The organism is Paenibacillus sp. FSL H3-0457 (assembly GCF_037981725.1).
In the GTDB taxonomy this organism is placed as follows: Bacteria; Bacillota; Bacilli; order Paenibacillales; family Paenibacillaceae; genus Paenibacillus; species Paenibacillus amylolyticus.
In genome coordinates this window covers 4,552,064-4,573,784 of record NZ_CP150283.1, presented here as the reverse complement: position 1 = coordinate 4,573,784, position 21,721 = coordinate 4,552,064, and the positions used below count along the sequence as shown (strand labels likewise).

Annotated in this window: 16 protein-coding genes; 14 read left to right on the top strand and 2 right to left on the bottom strand. The window is 47.9% G+C overall.

Annotated features, from left to right (window positions below; all coding sequences use genetic code 11):
* The first annotated feature begins 6 nt into the window (after nucleotides 1–6).
* From fmt to spoVM, 9 genes are all read left to right on the top strand, one after another.
* Complete coding sequence (gene fmt, locus MHH25_RS20265) at nucleotides 7–960, top strand: methionyl-tRNA formyltransferase (protein ID WP_340017917.1); 954 nt, start codon at nucleotides 7–9, stop codon at nucleotides 958–960.
* On the top strand, nucleotides 957–2,435 hold the full coding sequence (gene rsmB / locus MHH25_RS20260) for a 16S rRNA (cytosine(967)-C(5))-methyltransferase RsmB (RefSeq protein ID WP_340017916.1): 1,479 nt from the start codon (nucleotides 957–959) through the stop codon (nucleotides 2,433–2,435). The genes fmt and rsmB overlap by 4 nt, the downstream gene beginning before the upstream one ends.
* 252 nt (nucleotides 2,436–2,687) lie before the next feature.
* Entirely contained in the window at nucleotides 2,688–3,728 is a 1,041-nt protein-coding gene (gene rlmN, locus MHH25_RS20255; RefSeq protein WP_017687452.1) for a 23S rRNA (adenine(2503)-C(2))-methyltransferase RlmN, read from the top strand.
* Between the two features lie 7 nt (nucleotides 3,729–3,735).
* Nucleotides 3,736–4,512 carry a Stp1/IreP family PP2C-type Ser/Thr phosphatase gene (locus MHH25_RS20250; RefSeq protein WP_036614606.1) on the top strand — a complete coding sequence of 259 codons (777 nt, stop codon included), beginning with the start codon at nucleotides 3,736–3,738 and terminating at the stop codon, nucleotides 4,510–4,512.
* Complete coding sequence (gene pknB, locus MHH25_RS20245) at nucleotides 4,509–6,719, top strand: Stk1 family PASTA domain-containing Ser/Thr kinase (RefSeq protein WP_340017914.1); 2,211 nt, start codon at nucleotides 4,509–4,511, stop codon at nucleotides 6,717–6,719. The genes MHH25_RS20250 and pknB overlap by 4 nt, the downstream gene beginning before the upstream one ends.
* A 61-nt stretch (nucleotides 6,720–6,780) precedes the next feature.
* Nucleotides 6,781–7,689 carry a ribosome small subunit-dependent GTPase A gene (gene rsgA / locus MHH25_RS20240; RefSeq protein WP_076328024.1) on the top strand — a complete coding sequence of 303 codons (909 nt, stop codon included), beginning with the start codon at nucleotides 6,781–6,783 and terminating at the stop codon, nucleotides 7,687–7,689.
* 1 nt (nucleotide 7,690) lies between these two features.
* The gene (rpe, locus tag MHH25_RS20235; RefSeq protein WP_338587857.1) at nucleotides 7,691–8,350 is read left to right on the top strand and encodes a ribulose-phosphate 3-epimerase; all 660 of its coding nucleotides are present in this window, start codon (nucleotides 7,691–7,693) and stop codon (nucleotides 8,348–8,350) included.
* Between the two features lie 3 nt (nucleotides 8,351–8,353).
* A complete protein-coding gene (locus MHH25_RS20230; protein WP_091014322.1) occupies nucleotides 8,354–8,605 on the top strand; it encodes a hypothetical protein in 252 nt (83 codons plus the stop codon).
* Between the two features lie 167 nt (nucleotides 8,606–8,772).
* Nucleotides 8,773–8,853 carry a stage V sporulation protein SpoVM gene (gene spoVM, locus MHH25_RS20225; RefSeq protein WP_019424875.1) on the top strand — a complete coding sequence of 27 codons (81 nt, stop codon included), beginning with the start codon at nucleotides 8,773–8,775 and terminating at the stop codon, nucleotides 8,851–8,853.
* A gap of 193 nt (nucleotides 8,854–9,046) precedes the next feature.
* On the opposite strand, the gene rpmB is transcribed toward spoVM, so the two are convergent.
* Nucleotides 9,047–9,235 carry a 50S ribosomal protein L28 gene (gene rpmB / locus MHH25_RS20220; protein ID WP_017687459.1) on the bottom strand — a complete coding sequence of 63 codons (189 nt, stop codon included), beginning with the start codon at nucleotides 9,233–9,235 and terminating at the stop codon, nucleotides 9,047–9,049.
* A 637-nt stretch (nucleotides 9,236–9,872) separates the two neighbouring features.
* Here rpmB and MHH25_RS20215 point away from each other — a divergent pair.
* The 5 genes from MHH25_RS20215 to MHH25_RS20195 all read left to right on the top strand — a co-directional run bounded on the left by MHH25_RS20215 (nucleotide 9,873) and on the right by MHH25_RS20195 (nucleotide 20,105).
* Nucleotides 9,873–11,681 carry a DAK2 domain-containing protein gene (locus tag MHH25_RS20215; RefSeq protein WP_340017913.1) on the top strand — a complete coding sequence of 603 codons (1,809 nt, stop codon included), beginning with the start codon at nucleotides 9,873–9,875 and terminating at the stop codon, nucleotides 11,679–11,681.
* A 28-nt stretch (nucleotides 11,682–11,709) separates the two neighbouring features.
* Nucleotides 11,710–12,573 (top strand): DegV family protein, encoded by an 864-nt coding sequence (locus tag MHH25_RS20210; protein WP_340017912.1) that lies wholly within the window; start codon nucleotides 11,710–11,712, stop codon nucleotides 12,571–12,573.
* A 10-nt stretch (nucleotides 12,574–12,583) separates the two neighbouring features.
* Nucleotides 12,584–14,629, top strand: a complete 2,046-nt coding sequence (gene recG / locus MHH25_RS20205) for an ATP-dependent DNA helicase RecG (protein ID WP_340017911.1) — start codon at nucleotides 12,584–12,586, stop codon at nucleotides 14,627–14,629.
* Between the two features lie 115 nt (nucleotides 14,630–14,744).
* Entirely contained in the window at nucleotides 14,745–15,032 is a 288-nt protein-coding gene (locus MHH25_RS20200) for a stage VI sporulation protein F (protein WP_036614589.1), read from the top strand.
* A gap of 615 nt (nucleotides 15,033–15,647) precedes the next feature.
* Nucleotides 15,648–20,105, top strand: coding sequence for a glycoside hydrolase family 3 C-terminal domain-containing protein (locus MHH25_RS20195; protein ID WP_340017910.1), 4,458 nt, complete (start codon nucleotides 15,648–15,650; stop codon nucleotides 20,103–20,105).
* Between the two features lie 33 nt (nucleotides 20,106–20,138).
* Here the strand turns inward: MHH25_RS20195 and MHH25_RS20190 are convergent, their stop codons facing one another.
* Nucleotides 20,139–21,719, bottom strand: a complete 1,581-nt coding sequence (locus MHH25_RS20190; RefSeq protein ID WP_340017909.1) for a response regulator — start codon at nucleotides 21,717–21,719, stop codon at nucleotides 20,139–20,141.
* Between the last annotated feature and the right edge of the window lie 2 nt (nucleotides 21,720–21,721).

The window sequence follows — 21,721 nt, the reverse complement described above, 5'->3', positions numbered from 1 at the left end:
ATCGATTTGAATATTGTTTTTATGGGAACACCTGAATTTGCAGTTCCTTCTCTCGATATGCTGATGGCAGAGGGATACAATGTGGTGGGTGTGGTGACTCAGCCTGATAAACCACAGGGACGCAAAAAAGTACTTACGCCAACACCGGTTAAGGCCGCGGCAGAACGCCACGGTCTGCCGGTGTTTCAACCTGTTAAACTGCGTGATCCGGAAGCCGTAGCCCGCTTGGCTGAATGGAAGCCGGATCTGATCGTGACCGCGGCCTTTGGACAGATTCTGCCCAAAGCCGTGCTGGATATGCCTGTTCGCGGTTGTGTGAACGTGCATGGCTCTCTTTTGCCGAAATATCGCGGAGGGGCGCCGATTCAACGTTCCATTATTAACGGGGAATCCGTGACAGGAGTCACATTGATGTATATGGCTGAAGGCCTGGACACGGGAGATATGATCTCGCGTGTGGAACTGCCAATTACGGATGAAGATACATCAGGATCGATGTTTGATAAATTAAGTGAGGCTGGTTCCAAACTGCTTCAGGCAGAAATGCCACGATTGATTGCAGGCGAGACAATTGCGGTACCTCAGGATGATGCCGAGGCTTCGTATGCTCGCAATCTGACTCGGGATGACGAGAAAATGGACTGGAGTCGTACTTCACGCGAACTGTTCAATCAGATTCGTGGTCTTGTGCCGTTCTCCGGTGCATTTACGATGTGGGATGATCAGGTCTTTAAAGTCTGGGCTGCGACTAACCCCCATCAGGTGGATCTGGAAACTTCTTCGGATGCTGGACAAGCAGAGCCGGGAACAGTACTGCAATTGAACAAGGCAGGGATTGAAGTTCGCACAGGCAATGGTTCTCTATGGTTGACTGAGGTGCAACCTGCAGGCAAAAAGGTGATGCAGGCCGCTGACTTTGCTCGCGGTGGTACACTGAAACCTGGAACGGTGCTGCGATGAGCGGTAACATACCAGGTCGTTCGTCAGGAAAAGGCCAGAAGGCTACTGGATATTCATCCGGGCGTGAAGGAAACCGTCGCCCGAATTCGGGTAAATCGGATGGTGCATCTCGCTCCCAGACACCGAAAACATCTGCTCGTGCATTGGCAGTCAAAGTTCTGAGTGCTGTTGAGCAAGATGGAGCATACAGTAATATGGAGTTGAACCGTCGTCTGAAAGAGGCGGATTTAAGCACTGCGGATGCTGGACTAGCTACCGAATTAGTGTACGGAACAATCGCCAGATTGAATACACTTGATTATTTTCTGGAACGTTACGTCGCCAAAGGAGTGTCCAAACTGCAACCATGGGTTCGTAGCCTGCTGCGAATCAGCGTATACCAGATGATATACCTTGATCGTATTCCGGAGCATGCCGTGGTGAGCGAAGCGGTTAATCTGGCGAAGAAACTGGGCCATCAGGGAATCTCGGGCATGGTGAATGGAGTGCTCCGCAATATGATCCGTAATCGGGATGAACTTCGTATTCCAGAACATCTACCCGTTGCTGAACGTATTTCACTGGAGCATTCCCACCCGTTATGGATGGTTGAACGCTGGATTGCCCAGTACGGCGAAGAGACAGCGGAAGCGATCTGTCGTGCGAATAATGAGCCGCCAGCGGTGAGTGTCCGGGTCAACACCACAATGACCACACGGGAGAAACTGATGCATGAGATGGCCAGCACAGGTGCAGTCGTTGAAGCTTCTCGCCTGAGTTCCGATGGTATTCTTGTACGTAGTGGCGGAAATATGGCTCTAACGTCCTGGTATCGTGATGGTTTGTTCTCTGTACAGGACGAAAGTTCCATGCTTGTTGCTGAAGCCGTTGCGCCGGAAGAAGACCAACTTGTATTGGATTGCTGCGCAGCTCCAGGTGGTAAAACAGCTCACATGGCGGAGAAAATGCAGGATCGCGGTCGTATTGTCGCGAATGATGTACATGCTCACAAGCGTCAGCTGATATTGGATCAGGCGGAGCGTCTCGGTCTGAGTTGCATCGATGCTGTTACTGGAAATGCTCTTGATCTGAACGAGCGGTATCCGGAAGCGTCGTTTGACCGCATTTTGCTGGATGCACCATGTTCAGGTCTGGGTGTTATTCGCCGCAAGCCTGATGTGAAATGGACCAAAAAAGTAAAAGATATCGAAGATATCGCAGGCTTGCAACGTGAATTGCTTGATCAGGTTGCGCCGTTGTTAAAACCAGGGGGTATTCTGGTGTATAGCACGTGTACGATTGAGCCTGCTGAGAATGAGGATATGGTTGCAGACTTCTTGAATCGACATCCAGAATATAGTCCAGCAGAAACATCCGTCTGGTCTGAATCGGAGACAGGAAACTTGAAGGTTGTGAACGGTGGTATTCAGATTTTGCCGCAATACGCTCACAGCGACGGATTTTTCATCGCACGGTTGACAAAAACAGCGAAATAACAGTTTAATAGAGCACGGAAGCATGACCGCCGAGGGGAACTTCGGCGGATTTCTTTGTGATGGGACTTCGATATAATTGTCAGAGAATGTGATGACAGGGTGCGATGGCGGCATTGAGATGTTATAATGCATGAAGTACAGATATCAAGGGTATACATGGATGTAACGTGGTCTTTGTGATAGAATAGGACGAATGGAACGAAAAGAAGGAAGCCAACGAAAAGAAAAGAAGGAATAGGTGTTGACAACAAAATGAAACCTTTTATATATGATTATTCTCTGGAACAACTGCAGCAATGGGCTGTGGAGAATGGGGAGCCGGCGTTTCGCGGTGGCCAAATCTTTGACTGGATTTATGTAAAACGCGTGAATGATTTCAGTGAAATGACCAATCTGTCCAAGCCATTGCGTGAAAAACTGACAGAGCAATTTGAATTTGTAACGCTTAAGGAAATTACCAAGTTTGAATCCAAAGATGGAACGGTTAAATTCCTCTTTGGTCTTCATGATGATCATGCCATTGAGACAGTAATCATGAAGCATAACTACGGGAACAGCATCTGTGTAACCACACAGGTTGGTTGTCGTATTGGTTGTACGTTCTGTGCATCCACATTGGGTGGACTCAAGCGTAACCTTACGGCTGGGGAGATTGTTGCACAGGTTGTGCAGGCTCAGAAAATTCTGGATGAACGCAACGAGCGTGTCAGCAGCATCGTGATCATGGGTTCGGGTGAACCTTTTGAAAACTATGAAGCTACGATGACTTTCCTGCGCATTATGATTCATGAAAAAGGGCTGAACATCGGTCAGCGTCACATCACGGTATCCACGAGCGGAATCGTTCCGAACATCTACAAGTTTGCAGATGAAGATACACAGATTAACCTCGCCATTTCGATCCATGCACCAAATGATGCACTGCGTTCGAAATTGATGCCGGTTAACCGTCGTTTTCCTTTTGAAGACGTGATGGAGTCCCTTCGTTATTATCTGGCCAAAACAGGTCGGAGAATTACGTTCGAGTATGCACTTATTGGTGGGGTAAACGATCAGCCAGAGCATGCAGCAGAACTGGCAAGTGTGCTTAAGAACATGTTGTGCCACGTGAATCTGATTCCGGTTAACCATGTACCTGAACGCAAATACGTGAGAACATCGAGAAGCGACATTTTCAATTTTCAGAAGATTCTCTCGGAACAGGGTGTTAATGTAACCATTCGTCGTGAACAGGGACATGATATTGCTGCCGCTTGCGGTCAGCTTCGTGCAAAGCATATGGAGTTGAGGTGAGAACGTTTTGATCAAAACAGTTCATGTGAGCCATATCGGACGAGTGCGTTCGGTGAATGAAGATTCAGCCTGGATTCGTAATCTCGATACAGGATATATTCTGGGTATTGTTGCCGATGGCATGGGTGGACATCTTGCAGGGGATACGGCAAGCCGCTTGGCAGTAGAGACGTTGGTGAAAGATCTGGGAACACTGGAACCAGGTCTGTCACATGCGTCTCTGTCTGCGGCTCTCAGCGATGCTATTTTGCATGCCAACGAAGTTATCTTCCGCACTGCATCAACAGATGACAAGTATCACAACATGGGAACAACGGTAGTTGCGGCTTTATTGAACGATACGGAAGGTGTTATTGGACACATCGGTGATAGCAGAGCCTACAAAATTGCGAACAAAGCTGTGATCCAGCTAACCGAGGACCATACACTGGTGAATGAATTGTTCAAAAATGGTCAGATTAGCAAAGAGGATGTGTCCCATCATCCACGTCGCAACGTACTAACTCGTGCGCTTGGAACAGATGCCGAGGTGAAGGTAGATCTGGATACCGTCAAGCTGGAGGAAGGCGAAGTTCTTCTCCTGTGCAGTGATGGTCTCAGTAACCTGGTCAGCAATGAGCAGATTATTCAGGTTGCCGGCAATCTGGAACTGGCATTGGAAGATCGTGCAGACCGACTGCTTCAGTTGGCTTTACTTGCTGGGGGAGACGACAACATCACGGTTGCTTTGTTCGAGTTGCAGAGGGAAGGTTCCGTGGATACGGAAACGGGGTGTGAGTCATGATTGGGCACCAGCTAGGCGGACGCTATGAAGTGATTGAGCGTGTCGGTGGTGGCGGCATGGCTCTTGTGTACAAAGCCCAGGATCTTCTGTTGAACCGGAATGTAGCGATCAAAGTTCTTAGACAACAGTTTGTGCATGACGAAGAGTTTATTCGCCGTTTCCGCAGGGAAGCACAGTCGGCAGCATCGCTGTCTCATCCGAATGTAGTCAGCATTTATGACGTGGGGCAGGAAGATGACGTTCATTATATTGTCATGGAGTATGTGGAAGGCAAAAACCTGAATGAAATTATTAAAGAACGCGCCCCTCTGCAGGTGGACGAATCGGTGCGAATCGCTTCCCAGATTGCAGATGCTCTTGATCATGCACATCATAATCAAATCATTCATCGGGATATCAAACCCCACAATATATTAATTGGCCGGAATGGCCGTGTGAAAGTAACGGATTTCGGGATTGCCCGTGCGGTTACATCTACAACGATTACGCAGACCGGTTCCGTAGTTGGTTCTGTACATTACTTCTCACCAGAGCATGCCAAAGGCATCGTTACTGGTGAAAAATCGGACTTATATTCTCTTGGGATCGTACTTTACCAAATGCTTACTGGGCAACTTCCGTTTCTGGGTGAAAGTCCAATCAGTGTGGCATTGAAGCATTTGCAGGAAGAGTTCGATGAACCACGCAAATTCAATCCATTGATTCCGCAAAGTGTGGAAAATGTCATCTTAAAATCCATGCGTAAAAATCCGCAGGAACGTTATCAGTCGGCCAAAGAAATGCAGACCGATCTGGAAACTTGCCTGATGCCGGAGAGACGAAATGAAACGAAGATTGATTTTCCGGATGAGGATGATATAGACCAGACTCGCGTAATGCCAGCGATCAAGCCTGAACCGCGTGGAGTTACATCGACGGGTGCGGTGCCTGTGATGGAGTCTGACGAAGAAACTGGCAAGGGTAAAGCGAAATCGAAGAGCTGGAAGAAGCCAGCTCTACTCATTTCATTAACCGTTCTTATTCTAATCGCCATGGTGGGCGTTGTATGGTATGTCAAGGGTATGCTCGTTGTACCTGAAGTAACCGTACCTAACGTGATTACCCAGACGGAAGAAAAGGCTCGGGAAATGCTTGAGGAGAAAGGACTCGTCGTCAGTGATGAGGTCATCCGTCTGTACCAGGAAGGTGTCGAACCCGGTATTGTGTTTGACCAGAGCAGAAAAGAAGGCGATGTTGTCAAAGAAGGCTCCGAAGTCCAGATCAGTGTTGGTGCAGAAAAAGAACTGGTGAAGATGATTGATGTCAAACAAGAAACTTATGATGAGGCTGTCAAGAAGTTGACTGCGCTTGGCATTAAGGAAGATCAGATTCAGCGGAAAGATGACTTCTCCAATGATGTGGCTTCAGGTTCTGTTATTTCCCAGACACCGGGTGTCAATGAGGAATTTGATCCAGAGACAGTTCAGATTGAGTTAACCGTAAGTAAAGGTACGGAAACGGTCAAAATGCCTGATCTGAAAAATCTTACCCGCAGTGAAGCCGAAGAAAAACTTAAATCTGCTGGACTTGAGCTTGCTCAGGTACAGGAAGAACAAAGTTATACGGTAGAAAAGGGCAAAGTGACGCAGCAATGGCCTGTGGAAGCGGGCGCAGATGTGAGTCCTGGCGATAAGATTACGATCTTTATCAGCACAGGGTATCCACCTGAAGCGCTGCAATATCCTTTTGATATCAATGTATCACCCAAAGAAGAGGGCAAAAACAGTAAAATCCGTATCACATATGAAGATGCACGTGGCAAGAATCAGGAATGGGGAACTCGCACCGTGAACTCAACCCAGATCTTGACCATTCCACTTGTACTTGCTCCAAATGAAAATGGGGCTGTGTCCGTCTATCGTGATGGACAGTTCCTGGATACGTATCTTGTCTCCTACAGTGAAGCCAAAAACGGAACAGTAAACGTACCTTCCATTGACCCGGAACAAAGCACTGAGACGCCGCCAGAAAATGAGCCTGATCCAGGTGAAGGTAGCGTTGATGAGGGAAGTGTTGATTCCAATCAGGAAGGTGAACCTGAGTCCACACCGGCAGACGGTGAGGGTGAGAGCGTAGATGAGGACACTTCTGCCCTGAATAATGGTAAGGGGCACGGCAAGGAAAAAGAGAAGAAAAAGGAAGTCATTAACGCATCAAGCCGTCCATAAGGGCGGCTTATGCTGGCGTCTGGAGTAAATGTACCACCATCTAAAGGAGGGCGTCGGAGCTATGCCAGAAGGTATCATCGTTAAAGCGCTAAGCGGTTACTATTATGTCATGCCAGTGGAAGACAACGGGGTTCCTTCGGTTGAAGGTTCCGCCGTTCAATGTCGAGCCAGAGGTATCTTCAGAAAGCGGGGAACATCACCGCTTGTAGGTGATCGCGTCAGCTACATGTTGACTGAGAACGGAGAAGGAACGGTTGATGAAATTCGGAAGCGTGAGACGGAACTTATCCGTCCTCCTGTAGCCAATGTAAGTTTGGCTGTTCTCGTGTTCTCTGTGAAGGAACCGGATATGAACCTGAACCTGTTGGACAAGTTCCTTGTTCACATCGAGCAGGCGGGGTTGGATGCACTCATTGTGTTGACCAAACTGGATTTGGCTGATCCAGCCAAAGACACTGTTGCTGAAGTGAAAGCATTGTATGAACAGGTTGGTTATGAAGTGATCTCCACAAGTTCACGTACCGGTGAAGGCAGTGAATTGCTCAGAGACCGTCTGGCTGGTAAGATCAGCGTATTCTCCGGACAATCCGGTGTAGGCAAGTCTTCGATGTTAAATGCATTGATGCCGGGCCTGACGCTGGAGACAAATGCGATCAGCATGCGTCTAGGACGAGGGAAACACACCACCAGGCACGTGGAGCTTATTCCGTTGGATAATGGTGGATTTGTTGCGGATACGCCAGGATTCAGCCAACTGGACTTTCTGGAGATCGGTGTGGAGGAACTCTCCACTTGTTTCCGGGAATTCGCCCAGTTTGCAGATCAGTGCAAATTCCGAGGTTGTACCCATACACATGAGCCAGGCTGTCGTGTGCTTGCGGCCAAGGAGGAAGGTCTGATCTCCGAAAGCCGATATCAGCACTATGTGCTGTTCCTGAACGAAATGAAAGATAAGAAGCGGAGGTATTAACATGATTAAAATTGCCCCATCGATATTATCAGCTGATTTTGCCCGCCTTGGTTCGGAAGTTGCAGAAGCTCAAGCTGCAGGAGGAGACTGGATTCATGTTGACGTTATGGACGGTCATTTCGTCCCTAATATTACGCTTGGACCTGCGATTGTGAAGGCAATCGCTCCACATACAAGCTTGCCGCTCGATGTGCATTTGATGATTGAGAATCCGGAGCGTTATGTTGAGGAATTTGCCAAAGCGGGTGCAGCGGTAATTACCGTTCATGCTGAGGCTTGTGTACATCTGCACCGGGTTATTCATCTGATCAAGGAGCAGGGAGTGAAGGCAGGAGTTGCCCTTAATCCGGGAACGCCAGCGTCTGCCATTCTCGAAGTGCTGGATGATGTGGACATGGTTCTTGTTATGACGGTCAATCCTGGCTTTGGCGGACAGGCATTTATCTCGGGTACCATGAACAAAATCAAGCAGATTCGTACCTGGTTGAACGAAAAGGGACGCCATGATGTACATATCGAAGTAGATGGCGGGATTGCAGCCGATACAGCTCCACTTGTAGTGGAAGCTGGAGCAGATGTGCTCGTTGCTGGGAGTGCCGTATTTGGCCGTGAGGATCGTGCTGCCGCGATTACTGAAATTCGCCGTAGCTACGGAGGCTGATCTATGACCCTCAAGGAGACACTGTGGACGATGGCTGCGAGTCTCGTGACGGGACTTGTGCTTGCTTTGTTTGCGGTTATTCAATCCCCGTTTAATGCCATTACGTCATTAATCGGGGTGGGCGTTGTTATTATGTATTTCCGCAAATTTGATCGTACCGGACATCGGGTTACTTTTGTTATATTCAGCATACTGTATTATGTACTGAGTGTTTTCATGATCGCTGTCTATCAATATATTCCTGCCCAAACGTAAATGACCTGATCTTCGGGCTTGTCATTGTGGAATAGGGATCGAAGGTTCCGCATAAATATGGTTACATGAGCAGGTTTCTCATGTAGCCTTTTTTGTCGTGTTTGAGGTAAAGAAGGCCTGAAGCATAGGATACGGCGGACGCATGAGCATGATGGGGAGGGTGAATTATGAAATTTTACACATTCAAACTGCCGAAGTTTTTGGGAGGGTTTGTAAAGGCGATTCTTAATACGTTTCAAAAGAACTGATCCGATTGATAAGGTAACAGGGAATACCGCCGCTTTGGCTCAGTCTTATCTGGAATTCGTACCTGCGAAGCGCCATGCGGCGGCCATTCACATGTTAATGAGCGTATTCAAGAGTCCTTTTTTGAATACCAAAAAAGCACCTGCAAGGAACAAGGTGCTTTTTGCTTACCCGATTTATAGTAGCTTTGCGTGATTATACGCGAGTCACTTTACCGGCTTTCAGTGCACGGGTGCTTACGTATACACGTTTTGGTTTGCCGTCAACGAGAATGCGGACCTTCTGAACGTTTACGCCCCAAGTACGACGGTTACGGTTGTTAGCGTGGGATACGTGGTTACCGGTGCCCGGTTTCTTACCTGTCACATAACATTTGCGAGACATAGATTACACCTCCTATCCTAAAATAACCAGTTGCCTTCAGAAACGAAAAGTCATTCCATAAGGACTAAATTGTTCTTCCTGATCATAAAGATCAGGCTTCAGTAGCTAATGGCGTTGTTTAAGCCGGCATGAACCGGATCATTTCCATTACTTAACCTGCATAAAACAATACTTGAATATAATATCATAATTAAAAAAGCTTCGTCAACTGATCCAAAAACTTTATTTATTTCTCCTGTCTAATATAGTACAATGTTGAGTAGTCCATAATACAGTGGTGAACAGGCTGTTGCCGCGAGGAAGTCGGAGAATAAACCGTACTTAGAGGTCGGTGGTCTGCTTTTTGGCAACGCTGTGAGCTGCGGCATTCCATCATTGGCACCAGTCTCCATGCGGCATTCATGCCGGCTCTTGATACCGGTGCATATCCGTATGCCCCGAAGTTAGGGGTGCAGAGAGTGCAGGATATTGGTAGCCCGGCCGCCCAGACCGTTAATCCGGCTGACATGTTGTATTGTATGCCTGTGCCGGACAAGGTATGGACGAAGAATAACGCAGTCCGCGTTAGCGCATGAACAGACCAGACACATCTTGGTGCAAGGTGTTCGTGTATCAAGCTAGGAAGGGGAATTCTCACTTGAGTATACGTTCTTTAAATGGAACAGATTTCACCGCAATGGTACTTGCCGGAGCGGAACAACTTGGACAGCATGCAGAGCACGTCAATTCCCTGAATGTTTTCCCTGTGCCGGATGGTGACACGGGAACGAACATGAATTTGACAATGAGTGCAGGAGTCGCAGAGATTAAAAGAAAAAGTTCTGCCTCCATCGGCGAAGCTGCCGGTATTCTATCGAAAGGCCTGCTTATGGGCGCGCGGGGGAATTCAGGAGTTATTCTGTCGCAATTGTTCCGTGGTTTTAGTCGTTCAGCTGCTCCCTATGAGGAACTGAATACGCTCCAATTTGCAGCAGCCCTGCAGAACGGTGTTGACGCAGCTTACAAAGCAGTCGTAAAGCCCGTTGAAGGGACCATTCTTACCGTAGCCAAGGAAGCGGCGAAACATGCCAACTACTATGCAAGACGGACGAATGATATTACTGAATTAATGAATGAAGTTTTGTTAAAAGCAAAAGAAGCACTGGCAATGACTCCGGAATTACTGCCTGTACTGAAACAGGTTGGTGTTGTGGATTCAGGTGGTCAGGGGCTTGTATATATCTACGAGGGCTTTATGGAAGTATTGCTGCAAAGTGACGGAGGGAGTCGTACTTCGCTGAACAAAGAAGTAACCCCACCCGTGGCAGCATCTGCTTTGAAACCGGCTGCACCGACAGCAGTGGATATCAAGAAGCCTGCACAGCAGGTGATTGCACCGGAGATGCCATTGTCTGCTCAGGCGAGACTGGAAACGGAAGATATTGAATTCCTGTATGATATGGAATTCTTCATTAATCGTGAGCTTGGAGAGAACGCAGGAGTGGCATTTGATGATGAAGCATTCCGGAAAGCGTTGTCAGTTAATGGGGATTCGATCATCATCATTGCCGACGATGAAGTCATCAAAGTTCATGTCCATTCCAAGACACCAGGCGATGTATTAAACTTGGCGCTGCATTATGGTGAGATTACACAGATTCATATTCTCAATATGCGTGAACAGCATCGGGATCTCCTGACAGCAGGCATGGATATTGCTCCATCACCTGAATTGTTTGCAGAGATTCCACCTGAGGCAGCGCGCAGTATGGAAGAGGCTGTGCTTCCTGCAGATGAGATGGCACCGTATGGTTTTATTGCGGTATCCTCCGGTGACGGTATTGCAGAGATTTTCCAAAGTCTTGGCGTTGATGTTGTTCTGTCCGGTGGACAGACGATGAATCCGAGTACTGAGGATTTTGTAAAAGCCGTTCGTTCCATTGCTGCGGAGCAGGTATTTATACTCCCGAATAACTCGAATATTGTACTGGCTGCGGAGCAGGCTCGTGAATTGCTTGAAGATGAGCGCCGGATTACGGTTATTCCAAGCAAGACCATTCCACAGGGAATGGCTGCTGCTTTTGCTTTTCAGGAAGATGAGTCTGCGGAAACAAACCGTGATCAAATGTTGGAGGCCATCAGCCGGGTACAGTCCGGTCAAGTGACTCATGCGGTTCGTGATACGCAATATGATGAATTGGATATTAAGGCGGGGCACTATATCGGTATTCATAACTCCAAAATTGTAGCGACGGATGAAACCATGCTTCAAGCATGTGAAGGTCTGCTCAAACAGATGATGGAGAGTGGAGATGAAGTGGTGACGATCCTTGAAGGGGAAGAAGCTGACCCTGAGGTTACTGCTGCCCTCGCTGCATGGCTTGAAGTACAGTATCCTGATGCTGAGGTAGAGGTACATCTTGGAGGACAGCCAGTGTATTATTATTTGTTCTCCGTAGAGTCCTAAAAGCACTCTAGCGAAGAGGAGGAGAGTCATGAGCCACAAGGTTACGATAGTAACAGACAGTACGGCAGATATTCCCGAAGAACTCATTCGCAAATACGGGATTCATATTGTTCCGCTACGTGTTCTGTTCGGTGAAGAGACCTATGCAGATGGCGTTGATCTGACTTCGGAACAGTTCTACGAAAAGTTGAAGAAGGTATCTGTGTTGCCTACAACTTCACAGCCATCTCCAACCGATTTCATGAATGTGTACCAAGCATTGCTTGATGAGAACCCGGAACGTCCGATTGTATCGATCCACCTGTCATCCGGCATGAGTGGTACCTATCAATCGGCCATGCTTGGCAAGTCTTTGCTGGAGCGTGAGGGTGACATCACCGTGCTGGATTCGAAGTCAGCATCTTATGGATATGGTCTAATGGTGGTACAGGCTGCTGAACTTGCCGAACAGGGCAAGTCAGCAGTCGAAATCGCTGCTGCTATTGAAGGGATGCAACAATCTCGCAAGTTGTTCTTTCTTGTAGATACTTTGGAGTATCTGCAAAAGGGCGGTCGGATTGGCAAAGCTTCAGCCATCTTGGGAACGTTGCTTAACATTAAGCCGATCCTGTCTATTGATGAAGAAGGCGTTATCTACGCAGTTGAGAAAGTCAGAGGTCATAAAAAAGCAATGGCACGCATTATTGAGCTGTTTCAGAAGGATCTTGCAGGCAAACGGGTGAACCTGGCGGTAGGTCATACCGCTGACCCGGGATCAGCGATCGCTTGTGCAGAGCAGCTGCGGGGTCATTTTACACTGAATGAAGTGATCTATACCAATATTGGAGCCGTAATAGGCAGTCATGTTGGACCTGGTGTCATTGCGATCTTTATGTGGCCTGTTCCGGAATGAGGGATTAGACATGAAATTGGAAGAAATATCAGTTAAGCAAATTAACGGCGTGAGTGCTCTCAAAGAGGGAGAGCTTCACGCCTTTGGCATCTCTACTGTTAAAGATCTGCTTGAATATTATCCGTTCCGTTACGAGGATTATCGTCTGCGTTCACTTAGTGAAGTGAAGGATGGGGACAAGATTACGGTCCAGGGGCAGGTAATGGGTATTCCTGTATTACAACGATACGGTAAAAAGTCCCGTCTTACCTGTAAGATCATGACGGAAGAGTGGATGATTACAGCCACCTGGTTCAACCGCCATTTCCTCAAAGAACAACTTACCCCCAATCGGGAGATTGTGATTACGGGAAAATGGGAACAAAAACGCATGCAGATGACCGTGACTGACTCGGAGTTCCCTGATAAAGGCGATGGGCGTTCAGGTACATTGCAACCTGTATATTCGGTAACCGGCAAACTGACACAACAATGGATGCGGAAAACGATCAATCAGGGATTAATTCAATTCGGAGATATGATTCCTGAGATTCTGCCTCAGTCCTTGATGAGGAAATACAGCTTGATGCCTCGTAAACAAGCGATTGCGGGAATTCATCGTCCACAGGACAACCGGGAAGGTCAGCAGGCCAGACAGCGGATGGTGTATGAAGAGCTGTTTCTGTTCCAGTTGAAAATGCAGGCGTATCGCGCGCTCAACCGAAATCGCATGGATGGTGTAGTGCATACCACGGACAATACGACGATTCGTGAGTTTGTACGCAGTTTACCTTTTGAACTGACAGATGCTCAGAAAAAGGTGGAGCTTGAAATTCTGCATGATATGCGTTCGCCCTATGCAATGAATCGGTTATTGCAGGGTGATGTAGGGTCGGGTAAAACGGTTATTGCGGCAATTGCACTATACACGACTGTTCGATCTGGGTTCCAAGGGGCTCTGATGGTGCCTACAGAGATTCTGGCGGAGCAGCATATGCGCTCACTGCAAAAGCTGTTTGAACCGTTTGGGGTAACCGTAGGGCTGTTAACGGGCAGTGTAAATGGACGCAAACGCAAAGATCTGATCGCCTCATTGCAAATGGGCATGATTGATATCGTGGTGGGTACACACGCCCTGATTCAGGAAGATGTTTTCTTCCGTGATCTGGGTCTTGTGGTGACGGACGAGCAGCATCGCTTCGGGGTGAATCAGCGAAGCGTTTTACGACGCAAAGGATATAATCCGGATGTGTTAACGATGACGGCTACGCCAATTCCACGGACACTTGCGATTACGGCTTTTGGGGATATTGAAGTATCCACGATCTCGGAACGTCCGAAGGGACGGATTCCCATCTCCACGTATTGGGTCAAACACGATATGATGGAGCGGGTGCTCGGTTTTATTTCCAGAGAAGTGGATCAGGGCCGTCAGGCCTATCTAATCTGTCCGCTCATTGAAGAGTCGGAGAAACTGGATGTGCAGAATGCTATTGATCTGCATGTGCAGATGCAGCAGAACTTTCCGAAATATCGTGTAGGTCTGCTGCATGGCCGGATGACGGCTGCGGAGAAAGAAGAGATGATGCGGGACTTCTACAGCAATGATATTCAGTTGCTTGTCTCCACCACCGTTGTCGAGGTTGGGGTCGATGTGCCAAATGCCACGTTGATGGTCATTATGGACGCGGACCGCTTCGGTCTCTCCCAGCTGCATCAGCTTCGTGGTCGGGTCGGTCGTGGTGCGCATGCTTCCTATTGTGTACTCATTGCTGATCCAAAGACGGAGGTTGGACAGGAACGCATGAAGGTCATGACGGAAACGGAGGATGGATTCGAGGTATCCCGGCGGGACCTCGATCTCCGGGGTCCAGGTGATTTCTTTGGTACGAAGCAGAGCGGGTTACCCGAGTTCCGTCTTGCAGATATGGTTGCCGATTTTGCTGTGCTGGAACAGGCCAGAGATGACGTGACCCACTTAATTGAGGATGCGACCTTCTGGACCTCTATGGACTATGCACCTCTGCGTGATTTCCTACAGCAACAGCAAGTATTCAAGGGTGATCTGATTGACTAAAGCTTGCCATGATAGCTGGTTTTTCGTATTACCTTTGTAAAAAAAGACAAGTGTACAAGCCCTCCCGACATATGAATAAGAAGTGAGTTCATTCTTTTGGGAGGTGCTATGTGTTTTGGGTTATCAACAATATGGAATTAGTCCGCAGCTGGTGGAGCGGATCAAATTAAAGATGAAAAATCCCGCTGTCAAAGAGCGTATCAAAAAGTTGATTGATGGCGTGACCAAGTCTGATTTGCAAGATAAGGCCAAGGTCAGAAGGTTGGTCAAGTCTTCGGCAGTCATTATGAATGAGAATTTCTCTCCGGCGCAGGAGGAGCAGTTTGTTGCGTTTGTACTCGCGCAGAAGATTGATCCGAACAATACGTTTCATTTGATTAAGCTGTGGGGGATGTTTAGGTAGGGATTCGATGTAATGTGGGTGGAAAAAAACATTCGTTTACACGAGGGCACTACGATGACAGAATAACCTTCCGAGCGCTGTTATCCCCGGATTTTCTGATTGACCCTTTCCAAGGGTAAAATCCGGTGATAAAGGCGCACGCTTCGCTTCTTTAGGTTATTTCTGTCCTCTCCGTTGTTGTGTAAATTGATTTATTTTACAAAACCAAATTACATCGAATGTTTATGAAGTAATTTTAGTGGGTGGGGCGTTCCAAAAGTCAGGAAGATGACTTATGGAACGCCCTTTTGATTGTTATAACTAGAGACAAGCCTTGTGGGATTACTTGGTTGAATATTCGTTGTATTTATCGAAATGACCCATGACCTGGCTTGTGTTACCACGAAAACGAAGTTTTCATTGAGTAGTTTTGTTGGTTAAATCGAGCATCTTAGTACAGTGATGGGTGGAGTATGAGGCTTATATTTAATATGAATCCAAATTTATCCTTTAATGATACATAACCGTAATATCTAAAAATACTGTACCTCAACCCATAAACAAAATGTACCATTCCTCCAACTATAATGAGTGAGTACCAAATTGTAAGCGATTACAAATAAAGGAGGGGTAACATTGACTTTGACTAGAGGTTTCAAGCAGAAAATTAGCGGCAAAGTGATTGCGGTGATCACCGTGGTTAGTCTGACATGGGGGTCCTGGGGAGCCACGCCACTATCAGCATCTACGACAAGTACTGTAAAGTTCCAAACTCAGCAGGGAGGTGTCTTTGATGGGATGCCATTATTTGATGGCGTGCCAGCGCATCTGGATGCATACGTAGACACCTATTTCGAATACACTGGCCTCGAAGGTCCAGCCGTTTATGTGACGGGTTCGCGAAACCATTACACATTGAAGCAGGGGAAACATGCGGGCAAGGTCATTCCCGGTGCGTTATCTGCTGCAGATAATGTTCAGGGTGTCTCGACCGATTTTCCTGCTCTGATTGGCATGGGACAGAGCTGGAACAAAGAACTTTTGTCCGATATCGGTGAAGTGATGGGGAACGAGAAAATCAGCAAATTAAAGGTCAAGCAGGGCGAATCCAACATTCATGGGGGCAACGATCCTTCCCTCAGCGTGGCGTTCAGTGTGGTCAGTGATATGCGTATCAATCCGCTTAGCGGTCGCTTCGATGAAGGGTTCTCTGAAGATCCAAATATGGCTGGAGTCTTGATCGACAAGATGGCTTCGGGTCTTAGCGGAATTGATCAGTCCACCAGCGAAGATGGATTCTGGATGAGGGCCGCGGTGGGGACAAAGCATTATTCCGTATATAACGCACAGTGGTTCAGGCAGACAGCGAATAACAGCGCAAGCGCGCGTTCATTGTTTGAGTACCAAACCAGAGCCGCGCTCCCTGGATTTGAATCAGGTGCGCTGGCGGGCACAATGACATCTTATGGCCGGACTAACGGCATTCCAAACATCCTTTCCCCGCTACAATTATTAGCCAATTTGGACGCCAAATATGGCGTATACAGCTCGCCCGATTTCAATGGAGATGCAATTGTATCCAACGCGAACCAACTCGGAAATGGATATGACGACCGCTATGCCGTGGACCGCGGTCATGCAACCGTTCTCATGGCGCTTGCTCAGGCGAATGCGGGTCGGCCATCAGGGACGACACCTGCGGATGTGACCGATCTCGTGGCGCTCGTAGAGCAAGGGGAATATGGAATTACCGAGGAAGAACTTATAGAAGCAGCCAGACCACATGTAAACCAGCTGGTGCGCTTGGGGATTTTTAATGAAACTGATGAGCAGGGCATACCGAAAAACTATCCTTTTGCCCAGGAAGCAAGGGATGTCAGGACGTCTCCGCCTTCCGATTATAACCAAGTGAACCATCAGGAAATAGCACTTCAAGCGGCACAGGAGAGCGTTGTTTTGTTGAAAAATGACGGCACACTTCCGCTGGAAAAAGGAAATGATGCTGCTGTTTCTGGGGTGTATGCCGACGCACGCTTCAAGACGACGTATTCAGTTGGCGCGACACCTGCGCTGGAAAACTCCGGTGAATCTCCACTGCTCTCAATCATTAAAATGAATGGCAGCAGTAACGTAAACTATGCCCCAGGAAATGAAGTCATTGCACTAACCTCTAAAGCGAATCAACAAACGGTCACAGCGGACGTTTATAGTCCAAATGCAGGCACGGAGGGAGCGCAGCTCATCACAACTTCGGATGCCCAAGATGATTCCAGTTTCTCCCACTTGTTCCGAGTATACGATTGGGGTCAGGCGGGTTCAAGTTTATTGTCGCTGTATAACCAGCGTTGGGTGACTTCCCCTGCGACAAATCATGCAGCAGTTGGCAATACGGATCGTACCAGCCTCAATCTGACGAACAATGATTGGAGCCTTCCAGAGATGATGGGTGATACGAGTGCCATACCCCCAACATTACGAATGGAAACGAACGAGGATGGCTCAATGTCTATTGTTACCAATGGGTACCGTACAGGATTCTCTGGTGACTTTACAAATTGGTATTATGCCAACGGACGCTTTATCAAGGTAGATGATGCTGGTAAGATCGTGACAACATCATCTCCACTAGGAAGCAAGGTCAACGCTGCGAATCGCCCGGACGAGGTGAAGTTTGAGAAGACCGTGGTGAAGAACGTGGGCGAAGAGGCAGTAGCAAGAGCCACAGAAGACGATTATGCCATCGTCTTTGTCGGCGCAATTCCACGACATAGCGCAGGAGAAGGTAACGACCGGTCTACCCTTGATATGGGCGAGGCTGATTATGAACTGGTTGACAAAGTATCTGCTGCCTTTGCAACCCAGGGTAAGAAAACCGTTGTCGTGGTTAAATCGAGCTTCCCTGTAAACATGGAGCGAATTCAGAACAACCCTAACGTCTCGGCGATCGTTTACCAGCCATATGGAGGTCAATACGATTCGTATGCTCTGGCCCAGGTCTTGTTCGGAGATTACGCACCCACAGGTCGCCTGACGTCCACATGGTATGCAGGCATGGATGCATTCCCTTCCATTAGTCCATATGTAATACCAGAAGGTAACATTACTGGCCTTGAAGACATTGACCCGCGATTTACAATTGATATGACGAATGCAGACCCCATTGAATCTGAGTTGACTTATATGTATACAGATGCCACGGTGACCTATCCGTTTGGTTACGGGTTATCATATGCTGATTTTACGTACGATTCCCTGAACGTACCGTCTTCTGTAACGGGAGATGAAACATTCACGGTGTCGGTCCGCGTAACCAATACAGGAGACGTAGCCACTTCCGAGGTTGTGCAGCTGTACACCCGTAACAGCAACTCTGCATACGGCGCACATGCGCCTAAAAAGAAGCTGGTTTCATTTGAGAAGATCCATCTCACTCCTGGTGAAACAAAAGAAGTCCTGTTGCAGGTCGATCCACAAACGTTGGCATTATGGGATGTGAATCGGAGTGAATGGATCGTTGAACAGGGCAGTTATAAATTCATGATTGGGACCTCGGCAGCGGATGCAGACGTGCAAGTATCGAAGGCATTAAGCATTGGTGGGAAGTCGATTGCAACCTTACCCCTTACCCAACCCATAAATGTATTTGATCATGCGTTTGCTTCGAACGAAGTCATTTACCACGAAGTATCCAAGGAACGCACGGCAGCCCAATTAAAAGCCAAAGCGATTGTTGGAGGTTATTACGCAGTTCGGTCCAAACAAAATGGATCGTGGATCGCGTTGCCTAAGGCTGACCTCACAGGTGCACAGAAGGTGAAGGCAACTGTCGCATCTAATGTGCAAGGTGGCACGATCTCGTTGCATGCGGATGCGCTCGATACCGCCCCGCTTGCTGTTTGGAACGTACCGATGACAGAACCTGTCTCCTACAAGATTAGTAATGCTAACGTAACGGTCAAGGAATTAGGGTACATTGACGTAGATGCGGATATTTCTGCTGCTGTGAGCGGCGTACATGATCTGTATCTGGTGTTTCATGAACCGGATCTTCGGATTGACAGTTTGTCATTTACGTTGAAAGAGCCGGGAACAAATCCAGGAAATCCAGGCACAAATCCAGGAACGAATCCTGATTCGCCAAGCACGCCTGGATCAGGTAGTGTTGGAACTCCTGTTAAGCCACCAGCATCCGGGTCCGAGACTGAAGGCGAAACGGATTCGGAGGGCAATGTTTCTACTGTCGTGACCGTGCAAACGGGGGATTTTGCTGATCAAGCTAAGGCAGCAAGTATCCGCTCATCTGGCATCCGGGTCATCGGTGATCCATGGAACGTATCCATCAAAGATAAGCAGAACACGTATGTCATTGCAGCGCTGCCTGTTAACGATGTCGTAGCTGCAAACTCCACAGCAATCGCATATGTTGGAGCAGGAGGCCAACTTACGCCGGTGCCTGGCGTGTTGACCAAAGACACAAACGGAAACAAGGTATGGAAAGTACTGCTAAACCAAGGGGGAACGTACGTTGCAATTCACTCGCTCCGCGAATTTGTTGATGTTAAGCCTTCAGCCTGGTATGCCAAAGATATAGCTAAAGCCAACAGCTTGCTGTTGATCAATGGCGTATCGGAACGCAGCATGCAACCCCAAGGAACGACAACATCAGCCCAAACGTTGATGGCTGCATTGAATGCGATAGGAATTGAACCGATGGGAGCGGCAGCAAACGAGAAATGGTTTGATCCGATTTTGCGAGCCTCCAAGGAATATGGCCTGATGGAAGAAGGGCAGTACCTGCCAAATGCCCCAATGTCACGTGAGGACATGGCAATGGTGCTCGTTCGTGCGCTGAACTTGTCTGGAGTGGATACGAAACTGCCGGAAGCAGAGGTTGAATCATGGCTGGAAGATTTTAAGGATCAGGCCCAGCTGACACCAAATAACCGGGCAGTGATGGCAACGGCCATTAAGCTTGGTATATTTCAAGGTACGCCGGATCAACTGCTACAACCACAGAGCACCCTGACACGGGCACAACTTGCAACAGTCATTGTCCGTGTGCATGACCGGATAATAGAAGGCCTGAATCGCTAAGAACCACAACAATGAAAACAAGGAACTGGGCCATCATGCATGGCCTGGTTCCTTGTTATTTGCGGTGAAGGATTTGTGTTGCTTTCGGTATTCCTCTGGGGTCCAACCGGTCAATTTTTTAAACACCCGAAAAAAATATTTTGGATTGTCGTAACCCAACTGTTTGGCAACCCGGTAGATTTTATCGTCTGTGCTCGTTAAGAGCTGCTTGGCTTGCCTGATCCGTAGTCTGTTTACGTAATCAGTGAAGTTCTCGGATGTCTTTTCTTTAAATAAATGACTGAGGTAACTCGGATTCAGGTAGAACAGGGACGATACCCATTCCAGCGTTAAATCCTTGGTATAGTGATTATCGATATATGTCCTGACGTTGTCGATCACTTGATCTGATGCGTAGGGGTTGTCTTCCTTAAGCAGAAGAGCTGTTCCCGTCAGCACCTTTACCATGTAATGCCTAATGCACTCCATATCGAACGAGACGTTCAGGACGGCCTCCAAGCTGGAAGAGGCGCTACTGTTACCTCCGTTCTGGATATAGTTACTCAGCAGCCGTTTGGTTTCCGTGATAATGTCTCTGCACTGCTCTTTCAGGTGGGCAAGCAAAGCGTCAGGCTGGCGTATGTAGAAAGCAAAGAAATCGGTGATGAGCTCTTCCACCTTCGGCACATTCCCGCTCTCTATAAAAAATAACAGTTCATATGTTCGAGCCCACTTCAGTTGATGTAAAGGAAATTGCTCCCGTGAAAATACGTAACATTTGCCAAAATCGGTAATGGCTCGTTCGTCCAACGCAAGGATCGTTTGATGATGAGCTTCTCGGACCCCACCAATGCCTGTATGAGGCAAGCTGATCCCCACACAACAATCCGTAGTTTCGGATTTGGTCAAAATGATACTCGCAGTTTGTTCCGCCATTTTCTGCAAATCAAGCTGGCCTGAGCAATCCAGATCATGCATCAGGAAAAACAGTACTTGATCCGTTTGTGGATGAGGAATGTACAGGCCATTCGAAAAGGTAGGTAGTTGCTGTGCTGTAAGCGGTTGAGGACCATAAATCGTCAATAAAATGAACTGGTCAGATGCCATGATGGCGGCAAATTCCGCAGAGCGGAACACAGGTGTTTTGATGGATAAATGGGGAGCCAGCACATAATTCAGGAAGGCTTGCATGTCTGCATCCCTTTTCATCTGCTCCGTTTCTACTTCTCTTAGAACGACTTCCCGCTGAAGAGAGCGCTCCTGTTCGATGGCTTGGATGGCTTGGTGAAGCGTACCGTGGATCTCATCCCGGCTAAAAGGCTTCAGCAGGTAATTTACAACTTTCGCAGAGATGGCCTCCTGCATATAATCAAAATCGGTATGCCCGCTAATGACAATTAACTTGATACGCGGATATTGCTGGCATACTGTCCTGATCAACAGCTTGCCGTCGACCTCAGGCATGCGCATGTCCGTAAAGATAATGTCCGGCTTGAACGATTCAATCAAAGCCAAGGCATCTGCCCCGTTATCTGCTTCGCCTAAGAGTTCAAGCGAGTGCTCAAAAGTCCCGATTTTTTTCAACAAACCTTTGCGGATCAAGGGTTCATCGTCCACAACGATATACGTGTACATCT